We start from the raw sequence: 13,500 nt of genomic DNA, 5'->3' as shown, positions 1-13,500 counted from the left end.
TTCATTATTCATCATCATAAAAATTCTTATTCTAATAAAAAGTTCCAATTGATACCTTAACCTAAGCAAATCAAAACTTTTTGTTATTTAATTACCTTATGTAAGTGATTGTAATACACCTACTTACTTTAGTCAAGTAACTTTAAATAAAAAATAATATCTCGAATTAAAAATATTTAATAAAGATATTTCCCCAGTCAAAATGATCAATTCAAAAACACATAAGTGAAATACCTTGTATAATACAACTAGAGAGAGAAATTCATCTATAGAGAGGGTTTATTAATGAGTACTTTAGAAAAGGTTCAAACCTTTATCATTCTTGCAGCTGTTATATTCGGGGTTATATTAGGACAATTTAATATGATACATATGTATTCGGAAAAATTTATTGTTCCCTTCTTATTTTTCATGCTTTATGGATTATTCCTCAGCATTCCATTGAAAGAAATAAAAAATGGATTCCGTAATTTAAAATTTGCTGGGACGAGCCTCACTATTAATTTTTTATGGACACCTATACTCGCTTGGGGATTAGGAGCACTATTTCTTTCAGATCATCCGGCACTTTGGGTTGGATTTATTATGTTAATGGTTACTCCATGTACAGATTGGTACTTAATCTTTACTGAAATAGCGAAAGGAAATGTAGCACTTTCTACTGCAATTTTGCCTGTAAATTTAATATTGCAAGTACTGCTCCTTCCCATTTATTTATTTTTATTTGCTGGTGTCATGAAGACTGTAGCGGTTTCTGTTTTAGTAGAAAGCATTGTTATCGTAATCGTCTTACCATTTGTACTTGCACACGCTACAAAGTTCATTATGAATAAACTGAAAAAAACTGAAACACTCGAGAATAAACTCATTCCGTTTTTCAGCTCTGCGCAAATTGTATTTTTAAGTTTAGCAATCGTAGCGATGTTTGCATCACAAGGTAAATATTTACTACAAAATATGAATGTCGTTTTACTATTACTCATTCCGGTTCTATTGTTCTTCATCATTAATTTTGTCCTAGGACAATTTATCGGGCGCATGATGCGTTTATCTTATAAAGATACAGTAAGTCTAAACTTAACAACATTAGCAAGAAACTCACCTGTTGCACTCGCTATTGCTGTAACAGCTTTTCCTGACGAGCCTCTTATTGCACTTGCACTCGTTATTGGACCGTTGATTGAACTGCCAGTACTTGCTTGTGTTTCACAAACGTTGTTACTTATTAAGAAAAAACAGCAATATACATAAAAAAAAACGTCCTACTTTGGGACGTTTTTTTATTTTCGAGAAATTATAGAAGCAACGATAATTATCCGCTCTAAGGATTTTATACGTTATAGAAAATTAATTTGTCGTTACATTAACAATGCCTTTCTAATTAAAAATTATAGGAAAAGTAAATATAACGAAAGCTGCCCAAAGTCCGTAGATTGGCAGATACTTCGTAACGGCATCTTGGATAGCTGTTGGTCCTGATTTGTTTTGTAGAAAACGCATATAGGAAAACATAATCCAAATGAGATTTGCCCAAATCAGTATGTTTACACCTAAAACAGCAAGTCTATTAGGTGTAATCCCGTAAGAAGAAAGTCTGAATACGATAGCTGACAAAGCGACAGTGTCAATAATAAGTGCCAGAACAATTAAGGCAAAATTTATATAATCTGAAACGCTCTTTTTCTCGTCTGAGTCACTCTCAACGATAGAAAATATGGTAACAGCCAATACACCAAGGAGTATTCCGTTGAAGGCCATTAGGAAATTGCGGTCCAAGAATGGATTTTTCCCGCTCCATATAACCGTTATAAGATAGATCAACAATGTAATCAGTACAAGCGGACTAAAAATTTTAGCTATATATGGTGTAATATTTTTAGCAAGTTTAAGGTTCATTGATACTAAGTATGTAGCCACTACAGCGAGAGCCGCAGCTCCAAATAAAACAACATTACTAAAATAGAATTCTCCTATATCCAAATCAACGAAGCTAAATAACTTCATGGTGAATACTGCTAGTATCATTCCGCTCACTGCCATGCTCGCGTAGAGAAGACAATATTCTAAATTAAATTTAATATAAGCTAACCTTGTACTGCCTTTTGAATATTCATTTCCTGTAAACGCAAGTCCCAATAAGACCCATAACAATATAGGAAGATGCAAATATGCAAGGATACTGCTGTCTTTATAATTTAATGGCAACATATTAAGATACAACCCGGCAATGAGGAACAACGCTACAAGGAAATAAATAATACTTTTTTTCGGAGTATTATTGTAAACAAAATAAGCAGCAATAAAGGGAATTACACCAAAAGCCAAGTTAATTGGAGCAATTGCTTCCTGCTCGACAAAGTGGAAAATGATTCTAGTGCTTAGCCCAGCTAGAATAGCTAACATGCCCATGAATAAGAAACCTTTTTGAAACAACGATACTTTTTCTTTATTTGTCGGTTCCTTGAAATGCAACCTTTCATACCAAGCACCTAACACCTGAGAATCAGGGTTTTGGACCCATGCTTGTGAGAATGACTTTTTAAAAGCTTTCGGGTCTTTTCTATACAGTCTCTCCAACTCATGAGGGTTATCCATATTTTCAATAATCAAATTGTTAACCTCCATATTTATACCTCCTCTAATTTTAAAAATAACGTTGCTACATTTTCGATAAAAGCACCACACTTATTTATCCTGTTTTTGATTTTAATATAAACTTTATCGTTTTACAATAAATTTTTATTATTTTATAAAACATTTTTGTTGTATATTTTTATTCCAAGCAAAAACAAAAAGCATTCCTCATTCAAAGAAATGCTCTATAACTTTTTATAAACATCGGTGTAAGCTACTTTCAGCTGTTCTCTTCATTGCTTGTTTTTATTTTCTAATTTCTTATTTTTCCTTTATATAAAAGAAATGATCAAAATGATATAAGCGTCCAATTTAATAACACCTTTTCAAACAATTATTTCAAATAAATTTTAGTGCTAGTATACAAAACTCTGTAATTATAAAATAAAAAAGCATGACATAAAATTGTCATGCTTTTTCTTTTCTATCCATATAGTAAAATCCAAGCTAAAATGTGTCTTAAGTAAAAAACTTTTTTATTCTAACTATTTTTTAAAGCGGTAAATCCTTTTGTTGGAAGACTCTCATTCCAAGTACATAAAGTACTATACCCACACCAATAAGAATAATGAATGGGATCGCTATATTACCTCCACTTAAAATTGCATCTGTGTCGAACAGCGTATTCAATGATATATATTTAACCTTTTCAAGACTTTTACTTATTTGACCCATCAATTGGAATAAAAAGAATGCGATTGGTATTCCTGCTCCTAAAGCTAATGAGTTTTTTGATAAATTGAACAGACAAGAAAAGAAAAAAGAAATGCCACTAGTAGCAAACATTAATAAAAATAAACCTAAGTTGAGCATAAGAAAATCAGAAATATTTATATCTACATTACTTTGAAAAATTTGAATCGCAGCAAGTCCGACACCTGTTACAATGATAAACATCATCACAAGCGATGTAATCAAATATAAAGCTTGTGTTCTGACAACGGTACTTCTTTTTGTAGGTGTTGACAGCAAGTAGGCCATTGATCCTCTATCAACTTGTGAAGCAATTAGACTATTCGCAGTCATAATAATAAATATCACTGGAAGTAGAATACCATGCATTGAATAGAAGGTAGAAGCAAGCATACCAAGGAACGTTGTAGTTTTCAGCATATCCGCAAGCGGTGTCCCCTTCATCATATCCGTCATACCAGTTATTGTAGTTGGTTCAAAAACGGCAATCATCACAGCCAACATGGCACTAGTTATTATTGTGAATATAATCCATAGTTTTAAATTTGCTTTTAATGTTTGTTTAAAAATAGCTTTACTAAACAATGACTTCTCCTCCTTTTAATATTGGCTATTAAAATATTTTTCGAGCGTATACTTAATTTCCGTAATGAACTTAATATCGTAGCCTTTTAATGTTTTTAGCAGTGTATTAATTTGGCGATCATGCACATTTACAATCACTTGGTTTTGATGCTCGCGTTTATCCGCAATATCAAATGGCTCCGCTAAAAACAGCTTATAATTCTCGTGTGAGGTAAACTCGATTTTATAAACCTTTTCTTGATTGTACTTAATCTCTTTTGTCGATTTAACAGCAATAATTTTCCCGTCTTTTATGAGTGCAACTTTATCACAAGTATGTTCGACTTCGTCAAACATATGGCTCGACATAAAAATTGTCTTTCCTTTTTTCTTTTGTTCATCCAAAATACTTATAAACTCTGCTCTCATAAGCGGATCGAGACCAGTTGTCGGCTCATCAAAAATCAAGATATCTGGATCAGCCATCAATGCGGCAACAATAGCCGTCTTCTGTTTCATACCTTTGGACATTCTTTTTAAATTAGCAGTAGGGTCAAGCTGTAACTTCTTAATAATTGATTCTGCATAAGACATATCTTTTAGCCCTAATAATTCGGCTTGTCTTTTCAAAAATTCGGTTCCTGTTGGCGCATCAGGAAATGCAATTTCTCCCGGAATATAGCCAATCATTTTTTTGATTTCAGCTGAATCTTTCCAACAATCCATTCCTTGAATTATTGCGTTGCCGCTTTGTGGCTTTAAAAATCCCATCATATGACGGATTGTTGTAGTTTTACCTGCTCCATTCGTACCGACAAAGCCAAAAACTTCACCTTTTTCAATTGATAGGCTGACGTCAAAAATTCCCCGTCCGTCTCCATAATCTTTTGTCATGTTTTTTATCTCAATTAATGGCACTTTGTTCGCCTCCTCCCTCATTTTTGGGATTACGATCATAAAATTCCATAAAATAATCTTCAAGCGTAAACTTAATTTCAGAACAAAACTTTAAATCATAGTCACTTATGAAAGCTATAAATTCATTTGTATCTTCATCATTTACCCGAAGTACTGCTTGATTTTTATGAGGTTTTAGAGAAGTCACCTTTATTTTTTGATGAGAAGGTACCTTGTTTTTAAAACTTTCGAACACTTCTTTCGAATCAAATTCCAGTTTAAATGTTTTCTCCTCATTGTGACGCAATTCATCTGCAATAAATGTAGATATTAACCTTCCGTCCTTAATAATGGAAATTTTGTCGCATGTAGCGTCAATTTCATTAAAAATATGACTTGAAAGCAAAATTGTCTTTCCTTTTTCCTTTTCTTCTTTAATAAATTCAATAAAAACTTTTTGCATAATTGGATCGAGAGCGCTTGTCGGTTCATCGAGAATGAGTACCGCTGGGTCATGCATAAAAGCAGTCACAATGGCGAGCTTCCGTTTCATACCAAGCGACATACGTTTCAAGCTACCTGATGGCTCTAACTCAAATTTTTTCATTAAGTAATTTGTATAGGACATATCTTCAATTCCACGTAATTGCGCCATCATCTCAATAAACTCTGTTCCTGTCAGTGATTCTGGTAAGGCAATTTCACCTGGTAAATAACCAAGTTCTTTTTGAATTTCGCTTGCTTTTTCCCAACTGTCCATTCCATTTACAAAAATCTTTCCAATTTGAGGACGGGAAAACCCCATAATATGGCGAATCGTCGTTGTCTTTCCCGCCCCATTCGGTCCTAAAAATCCATACACTTCACCTTTTTTTACTTTAAACGAAACATCGAATACACCACGATTATGACCATAATCTTTTGTTAAATGATCTATCTGTATGACAGCCATAAGAATAAAAACTCCCTTCTCGTTTCATTTCGTTTCTGTGCCAACGTTTTTCCTTATTCAACAGACTGCTTATTTTTTATACCATTCATAACAAATTGAACGACATCCTCAATTTCTTCTTCACTAATAATATGGTTTTCCATAAATAAAAAGCGTGAAACAAAAAATCCTCCTAGTAAAGTGAATAATATTTTTAAGATTCGATCAGCTGGAAGATCAATCAGCTCTCCTTGGTTTTTGAATTGTTCTACAATATTTACAAATAATACTGGAACATGTTTTATAAAGTAAGGTTTTAGCTCTTTTTTTAATTCTTCTTTATAAATGACCTCCTTAACGATGACTCGGAATATTTCTTTATTTTCCGTAATAAAAGCAACCCTATTTTTTAATAAATTTCGTAAAAACTCCTCAAAAGAAGTTGTCTGATCTAACATAGTCTCGTTTATCAATTCCTTTGCCATGGTAGGGAAAAATTCATTAATAAAAGGTAAAATAACAGAAAGTAGCAATTGGTCTTTTTTTCCATATTGCTTAAAGATAGTTCCTTCTGACACGTCTGCCATTTTTGCTATTTCTGCAGTTGATGTATTGGCATAACCCTTTTCAGCAAACAATTTAATCGCTGTATCAAGAATCCTTTGCTGCTTTTCCGTTTTACATTTAATGTGACTTTGAGCAAGTATTGTATCAAAAATTCGATTCGACAATTCTAATCCTCCTTTTAATAAAGTGAGTAATCACTCACTAAAATTATTATAAAAAAACAAGGCTCTTAAAGTCAATATAAAAAGTGAGTAATCACTCACTTTTTATACTAAATACGTATTTTTCAATATGCAAAAAGAAGATTCATCATTTTAAATTTGCTCTAGTATAATGAGTTTTTCACTTAACACCTCAAAACCCCTAGCAACTGAACCATTTTTGTAAAAACAAAAAGCATGACATAAAATTGTCATGCTTTTCCCATATAGTCTCAAAAGTAACTTCATTTCTAAACGTATACCTTCTTGTATTGTGAATAACTTTCACTTCACCTAAGTAAAGAAATTTTTATTTACTGACAACTTAATTCTCAAAAACAAAATTCATCTTATTATCTTTCCACTCTAACTTCGCATCAAATGTTTTCTCGCCTTTTTTAAAGCCTTTAATTAAATCGGTCTTCTCACCTTTTAATAGCTTCGTCATGTTTTTTTGCGAAATTGTTTTACTTAATATCTTCTTCGAAATGGTAAAGTCACACTGTGTTGTATTATAGTTAGAACAACCGTAAAACGTTGACTTATCAATCACATCGCCATCACATTTTTTACAACTACCAACCTTTTTACCCGTTGTAAATTTCGATCCTTTTCGTTCAACCGATTCAACATGTAATCCAGTGAAATCCCATTTCTCCGACATTTCTACCGCGTCTTCAATAATTTTAGCTGATAGTTTTTTCGTTTGTTCCATAAATGTCGCTGGTGAAGCTGTACCTTCTCCAATTTCCGCAAGGCGTTGCTCCCATTTTGCTGTCATTTCTGGTGAAGCCAGTATTTTATCACCAATTGCCGTAATTAATACTTTACCTTTGTCGGTTGCATACACTTGGTTTTTCTGCACATCTATATATTTACGGTCTTTCAGCATTGTAATAATACCTGCACGAGTTGCCTCAGTACCTAAACCTTCTGTTTTCTTTAATACTTTCTCAAGCTCTTCATTCTCTAAATACTTACCAGCCGTTTTCATTAACGTAATAAGTTGTCCTTCTGTATAACGCTTCGGTGGCTGTGTTTTTCCTTCTTTCACTTTCACCTTTACAACTTTTCCTTGTTCACCTTCAGCTACAATTGGAAGAATCGTTTCGTCATCTTTATCGTCTTGGAAAATAACTTTACGCCAACCTTCTTGAATTTGCTGTTTTCCTTTCGAAATGAACGCAGCACGTTCGTCCACAAGAGTTGTAATCGTTGTGTAATCAAAGATTGCTACTTCATAATGCGCCGCAATAAGTCTTCTTACGATCATATCGTAAATCTTCTTTTCATCACCTGATAGTTTGCTTGGATTTGTAACTTGCTCTGTCGGTATAATTGCATAGTGATCTGTAACTTTCTTTTCATTCACATAACGCTTATTATTCATAATCGATTCAACTGGTGCTGGCAATAAACCTTTATATTCATCAAACTGACTTAACTTCTGTAAAATATCAGGGAACGTCGCTGCCTCTCCTTGTGTAACATAGTTAGAATCCGAACGAGGATAAGAGACAATCCCTTTTTGATATAGTGCTTGCGTTATATCAAGTGTCTTTTTCGGTGAAAATTTAAAGGCTTTATTCGCCGTTGCTTGCAGTGCTGATAAATTAAATAAAAACGGTGGCTGAAACTCTTTACGCTCCGTTTTCATTTCTTTTACTACAGCCGGTTTGTTTTGACAAAACGCTGCAATTTTATTTGCCAAATCAGGATCATTTAAGCGGGACTCATTATCTTTCTCCCATTTCCCCTCATACTTCTTTCCTTCTATATTAAAGGTTGCGAACACTTCCCAAAACGGCTCTGACTTAAAGTTCTCAATTTCTTTCTCACGCTTTACGATGAGTGCTAATGTTGGTGTTTGTACACGACCAGCGGAAAACACATCATTCATTCCCTTTTTCTTTAGCAAAATGCTAAAGACACGCGATGCATTCATACCAACGACCCAGTCAGCGCATGATCTTGTATATGCTTCATAATACGTATTAATCGTATCTGCTTCATCAAGTAAGTTTTTAAATCCTTGATAAATAGCTTGCTTCGTTAAAGATGAAATCCAAAGACGCTTCATTGGCTTTTGCACGTTGCAAAGATTAATAATGTTTCGTACGATCAATTCCCCTTCACGCCCAGCATCGCCCGCGTGAATAATTTCTGTTACCTGAGGATTATGTAACAGCTGTTTCACAACGTTAAATTGCTTATACTTTGACTTTGTTACCTCAAACTGAAATCGTTCAGGAATCATCGGTAACGTATTAAGTGACCATTTTTTCCACTCTGCGTGATAATGCTCTGGATTACATAACTGCGTCAAATGACCAATTGCCCATGTACAGTACGCTCCATTTGGAAATAACTCATTCGCTTCTACCTCTAAATATCCATCTTTTCGGCGATATTTAAACTGTGAAACAAGAGCCAAACCTTGATCTGGTTTCTCGGCAATAATTAATTTCATTTTATAACTCCCTATCTGTATTCCAGTGTTACTTTCATTGTATATATGTTTAGAAGCGCTGATAAAACAACCATCTTATTTATCATTCGCGGGTTACTCCCCATGATGGGATAACTATAATATTATACGCTTATTCTTTATGGCTTCACAATAGAAACTCATTATATAACAATTTCTTTCACATGCTCATAGACAAAAAAGACGCTCAAAATCGAGCGTCTTTTCCATTCTCTACTATTTACTTTCATATATTCTATAGAATTTAAAATACAACAATTCCTTATGAATCATCGTCTACTAAGATAACCATCATTATTTGAGAATTATATTGAACTTACCTTTTTTAAATTGTGCAGATAATTTGCAGATATATATTAGCATAAGTATTCTCCATTTGAACATATGATGAAGTGAACGATAGGACAGGGAGGTATCTTGATGTTTGCTTATACGCTAACTACCTTAACACTTTGTTGTATCTCAATTATTATTACATCATATATTTCTAAACGTAAGGGTACCCTAATGGAGTATATGGTATTTATTATGTCTTTTAGTATGAGTATCGGTTTAAGTATCGGTTTTTATTTAGGTATTCTTTTTAAAGGTGAATTACTATATTCTACTTTGCTTGCTATTTTGATTAGTGGGTTTATCGGTTTTTTAGTCGGTCTACGTTTTCACCTATATACTGCTTTAGAAGGAATGTTCTCTGGATTAATGGCAAGTATGATGGGAGCTATGATTACAGAAATGTTAAACGCTCAACAAGCCCACAGTATACTGTTCATTAGTCTTTTACTTACTATAACAATAACTATGTCATGTATAATTCAACTTTTATCAGAAACCGTTTCTACTTTTATCCAACGGCGTTTTTTATTATTACTTTCAATTAGTGTGGTAATTATCGTTGCCGTGTTCGTGACATTCCCAGATCACACTCCCCCATCTTCATCCGAGCATGATCAACATATGCATAACGCTAAAGACTAAAATATATAAAGCAGTTATCCTATGGATAACTGCTTTATATTATTCTGGCTTATTAGGAATGTTAGGGTTTGGAACATAATCAGATTTATAATCTGTATATTTCACTTCTGTTACCATCCCCGCTGAAGCATGGTGTAAATCATGACAGTGGAACATCCATTCACCCGGATTGTCTGCTACAAAGGCTACTTCATATTCTTCTCCTGGTTTTAAGTTCAATGTATCTTTCACAATTGGAGAACCTTCTATCGGTTTTCCATCTTTACTCAATACCTGGAAGAAGTGACCGTGTAAATGCATCGGATGATCGTCCATTTTAGAACGATTTACCAATTTTACTTTTACTAAATCACCCTTTTTTACTGGAATTGGATCAATATCCGGAAATACCTTTCCGTTAATTGTATATACCATTTCATTTCCATTCATTTGCGTATTTAAGTCCATATTATATGTGGCAGTATACTTCTGATTTAACGTGAAGCTACCTAATTTTTTAGCACCATATTTCGTCATATCTAATTTTGGTAGTTTTTCTTTTTCGTTTGCTTTGTCTTTCATCTCTTTACTACCTTCATATTCAATAACTGCTTTCATTCCTTTTGCACCTTTATTTTCTGAATGGTCTTCAACATACCATTTCCCAGGATTATTAGCAGTAAATTCAATATCATAACGTTCACCCGGTGCGATTGAAATTACTTTATCCTTTATAACTTTTGGATCGTTAATTGGTTGACCATCTGTTGCAATTACTTTTATATCATGACCGTGAACGTGTATATCATGTGATAGATAACCCGCATTAACGAGTCGAAGACGAACTTTATCACCCTTATTCACTTTTAATGGCTCTACTAAATCTTCGCTTTTACCATTGATTGTGAATAAGTCATACATACTCATATCATGTCCTTCCATCTTCATATTTCCATGATCCATGCCTGCCATATTGCCAGACTCTTTTTTATCACTCTTCATGTCCATACCGGAATGGTCCATGCCTTTCCTATCATCATTCTTTTTCGTATTTTCATTATCCTTAGATTTATTACCTGTTGGCCCTTTTGTCATTTCTTTTAACTGCTTATTAATTTCTTCTTTATCTGTTACCCATTCATCTAACATTAACGTGTAATCTTTATCATACTTTTCATTTGTATCCTCTACAATAAGAGCACCATATAAGCCTCTATCTAGTTGATTTACAGAATCTTGATGTGAATGATACCAATACGTTCCTGGTACGTTCGCTTCAAATTCATAGGTGAAACTTTTTCCTGATTCAACCGCATCTTGTGTCACGCCTGGAATTCCATCCATGTTATTTGGGACAGGATACCCATGCCAATGAATAGATACTGGTGCAGGTAATTCATTTTTTAATGTCACTTTAACCTTTTCACCTTTTTTCACTCTGATTTCTGGACCTGGGGATGAGCCATTAAATGTCCAGACTGGAACAATAACACCGCTACTTAGCTTTTGTTTTTCTTCTTTCGCTACTAAAGTAACTTCTGGCCCTTTTACAACTTTCAATGGCTTTGTAGCCGTTTCAGTCTGTGTTGTTTTTTTATCATTCATATTTTTATGATCATTTGTTGTATTTGTGGTCGCAGAACACGCAGCAATTAAAAATATTACGGAGACTGTAACTGCTGTTAATACAAATCTCTTCATGGAAAATCCCTCCTTTTTCTTTTTCAAGATTATTATAGAAGACAATTTTCAAGAAAATATGGAGGTTTAAAATGGACCAAATAAAAAGACGCCCAAAATTGAGCGCCTCTTCTAATTATTATTTCGTAACAACTTCATCTTCTTTTACATTCACATTATTTTCTCTCATAAACGCTTCAATCTCTTCAACTTCTCTAATGATATCTTTTGACAAGTTTTCATGTCCGTCTTTCGTTACAAGAATATCATCTTCAATACGAATGCCAATTGATTCTTCTGCAATATAAAGACCAGGTTCAATTGTTATTACCATACCTTCTTCTAACACTCTCTCTTTGTATGTTCCTACGTCATGCGTATCTAAACCTAGGAAATGACTCACGCCATGATAATAGTATTTTGATAATTCTTCGTCTTCTTGAATTAAGCCAATTTCTTTACACTCTTCTGCTAGTACCTTTTTTGTATGCTCATTTAATGCAGCAAACTTTACTCCTGGCTTAATGAGTTCCGTTGTTTCTTTCAATGCTTTTAATACAATATTATACATTTGTTTTTGGCGACTAGAGAATGTTCCATTTGCCGGGAATGTATAACTAATATCAGCGTTATAATAGTCTTTTTGAGCGCCTAAATCTAGCAGTACTAGATCACCATTTTGAATTTGTGCATCATTGTCTTCATAATGAAGAACTGTAGCATTTTTACCACTCGCCAAAATTGTATTGAACGCATGATGCTTAATTCCAGATGATTTCAGCGTGAAATCAAAATGTGCTTCTAATTCATATTCCATCGCATCTGCTTTTGCATGCTTGAGTACGTTGTAAATCCCCTCTTTAGTAACAGCAATTGCTTCCTTAATAATTTCAATTTCTTCTTCTGTTTTAAAGACACGTAATTCACACATGTTTGGATAAACATTTCCAATTGTTATGTGCGGGTACTGTTCTCTTACGTGTTTAGCAAATGCTAACGTTCTCGTCTCAGTACCGTTCCACTCACGAAGTTCCAAGTCTAAATTCACTTGTTTCACATTTTCTGTAAAAAGTATATTTGACATTGTCTTTTCAAAGCTATCTAAATATACAACTTTCTTTATACCTGAAATTTTCTCTGCTTCTTCGTTAGACACTGTTTTGCCGACCCATTTTTCCATTACTGGATCCGATTTTTCAATGAACAGAGTTTCTTCTACACTATCTCCAAACTTCTTCAACATGAAAATAACATTTGGTTCATCGATTCCTGTTACATAGTAAAAATTTCGATTCGGCACAAATTTATAATGTGCATCCGCTGACATATGAGGTGCTTGCCCAGCAAATAAAATAGTAATAGATTCATCTGGTAATGTGTTTACTAATCGTTCTCTATTTTGAGCAAAAAATGTTGATTTCATAATAATCCCCCTAGCGTTCTATGTATGATTAAAGAACTAATTATCTAACACCATTCATTTTATTATTGTTATAATTTTTCGTCAATTTTTAACCTTTTAGATGGTGTTGACATAATAAAAATTAAGCGTTAAAATAACTATACATTAGTAAGTAACTAATGTAATTAAATTTAACTAGAGGTGAAAACAAATGAAAAACATTTTATTCCGTATTAACGAATTATCAAAAAAAGAAAAAGCATCTGGATTAACAGTTGATGAAAAACAAGAACAACAAACCTTGCGTCAAAACTATACAAAAACATTTCGTGGGAGCTTAGATTCCATTTTATTAAACACAAAAATCGTTGATCAAAATGGTCTTAACGTTACACCAGTTGCATTACAAGATGCTCAAATACGTTTAAAATTAAGCAAATGAAATCAAAGCTAAAAAAACAATCGTATAAAACATAAAAAGAGCTGA

Annotated in this window: 11 protein-coding genes; 3 read left to right on the top strand and 8 right to left on the bottom strand. The window is 33.4% G+C overall.

Translation table 11 applies throughout. The features are described from left to right. The first annotated feature begins 285 nt into the window (after window positions 1–285). Window positions 286–1,251, top strand: coding sequence for an arsenic resistance protein (locus BAU23_RS06735; RefSeq protein ID WP_000105404.1), 966 nt, complete (start codon window positions 286–288; stop codon window positions 1,249–1,251). Window positions 1,252–1,377: 126 nt separating this feature from the next. On the opposite strand, the gene BAU23_RS06730 is transcribed toward BAU23_RS06735, so the two are convergent. The 6 genes from BAU23_RS06730 to topB form a co-directional block, all read right to left on the bottom strand. Further along, complete coding sequence (locus tag BAU23_RS06730) at window positions 1,378–2,625, bottom strand: DUF4153 domain-containing protein (RefSeq protein ID WP_071733855.1); 1,248 nt, start codon at window positions 2,623–2,625, stop codon at window positions 1,378–1,380. 501 nt (window positions 2,626–3,126) lie between these two features. After that, window positions 3,127–3,912, bottom strand: coding sequence for an ABC transporter permease subunit (locus BAU23_RS06725; RefSeq protein WP_071733853.1), 786 nt, complete (start codon window positions 3,910–3,912; stop codon window positions 3,127–3,129). A 15-nt stretch (window positions 3,913–3,927) separates the two neighbouring features. After that, window positions 3,928–4,809 carry an ABC transporter ATP-binding protein gene (locus BAU23_RS06720; RefSeq protein ID WP_071733851.1) on the bottom strand — a complete coding sequence of 294 codons (882 nt, stop codon included), beginning with the start codon at window positions 4,807–4,809 and terminating at the stop codon, window positions 3,928–3,930. Then, a complete protein-coding gene (locus BAU23_RS06715) occupies window positions 4,796–5,740 on the bottom strand; it encodes an ABC transporter ATP-binding protein (RefSeq protein ID WP_071733849.1) in 945 nt (314 codons plus the stop codon). The genes BAU23_RS06720 and BAU23_RS06715 overlap by 14 nt, the downstream gene beginning before the upstream one ends. 53 nt (window positions 5,741–5,793) lie before the next feature. After that, entirely contained in the window at window positions 5,794–6,450 is a 657-nt protein-coding gene (locus BAU23_RS06710; protein WP_071733847.1) for a TetR/AcrR family transcriptional regulator, read from the bottom strand. 361 nt (window positions 6,451–6,811) lie between these two features. Next, window positions 6,812–8,956, bottom strand: coding sequence for a DNA topoisomerase III (gene topB, locus BAU23_RS06705; RefSeq protein WP_071733845.1), 2,145 nt, complete (start codon window positions 8,954–8,956; stop codon window positions 6,812–6,814). A 438-nt stretch (window positions 8,957–9,394) separates the two neighbouring features. On the opposite strand from topB, the gene BAU23_RS06700 reads away from it, so the two are divergent. Continuing rightward, a complete protein-coding gene (locus BAU23_RS06700) occupies window positions 9,395–9,952 on the top strand; it encodes a hypothetical protein (RefSeq protein ID WP_000458523.1) in 558 nt (185 codons plus the stop codon). Between the two features lie 39 nt (window positions 9,953–9,991). Here BAU23_RS06700 and BAU23_RS06695 read toward each other — a convergent pair whose 3' ends face one another. Both BAU23_RS06695 and BAU23_RS06690 read right to left on the bottom strand, forming a co-directional pair. After that, window positions 9,992–11,632: a multicopper oxidase family protein gene (locus tag BAU23_RS06695; protein ID WP_071733843.1), complete on the bottom strand. Its 1,641-nt coding sequence runs from the start codon at window positions 11,630–11,632 to the stop codon at window positions 9,992–9,994. Window positions 11,633–11,750: 118 nt separating this feature from the next. Further along, entirely contained in the window at window positions 11,751–13,034 is a 1,284-nt protein-coding gene (locus BAU23_RS06690; protein WP_071733841.1) for an aminopeptidase P family protein, read from the bottom strand. 190 nt (window positions 13,035–13,224) lie between these two features. On the opposite strand from BAU23_RS06690, the gene BAU23_RS06685 reads away from it, so the two are divergent. Next, window positions 13,225–13,455, top strand: coding sequence for a DUF896 domain-containing protein (locus BAU23_RS06685; protein WP_000789779.1), 231 nt, complete (start codon window positions 13,225–13,227; stop codon window positions 13,453–13,455). Window positions 13,456–13,500: the final 45 nt, after the last annotated feature.

Source organism: Bacillus nitratireducens (assembly GCF_001884135.1).
In the GTDB taxonomy this organism is placed as follows: Bacteria; Bacillota; Bacilli; order Bacillales; family Bacillaceae_G; genus Bacillus_A; species Bacillus_A nitratireducens.
This window is presented reverse-complemented; position numbering and strand designations above follow the sequence as displayed.

Coding starts and splice junctions, on each gene's coding strand:
- BAU23_RS06685 (WP_000789779.1), top strand. CDS start 13,225: ATGAAAAACATTTTATTCCGTATTAACGAATTATCAAAAAAAGAAAAA.
- BAU23_RS06690 (WP_071733841.1), bottom strand. CDS start 13,034: ATGAAATCAACATTTTTTGCTCAAAATAGAGAACGATTAGTAAACACA.
- BAU23_RS06715 (WP_071733849.1), bottom strand. CDS start 5,740: ATGGCTGTCATACAGATAGATCATTTAACAAAAGATTATGGTCATAAT.
- BAU23_RS06700 (WP_000458523.1), top strand. CDS start 9,395: ATGTTTGCTTATACGCTAACTACCTTAACACTTTGTTGTATCTCAATT.
- BAU23_RS06730 (WP_071733855.1), bottom strand. CDS start 2,625: ATGGAGGTTAACAATTTGATTATTGAAAATATGGATAACCCTCATGAG.
- BAU23_RS06695 (WP_071733843.1), bottom strand. CDS start 11,632: ATGAAGAGATTTGTATTAACAGCAGTTACAGTCTCCGTAATATTTTTA.
- BAU23_RS06735 (WP_000105404.1), top strand. CDS start 286: ATGAGTACTTTAGAAAAGGTTCAAACCTTTATCATTCTTGCAGCTGTT.
- topB (WP_071733845.1), bottom strand. CDS start 8,956: ATGAAATTAATTATTGCCGAGAAACCAGATCAAGGTTTGGCTCTTGTT.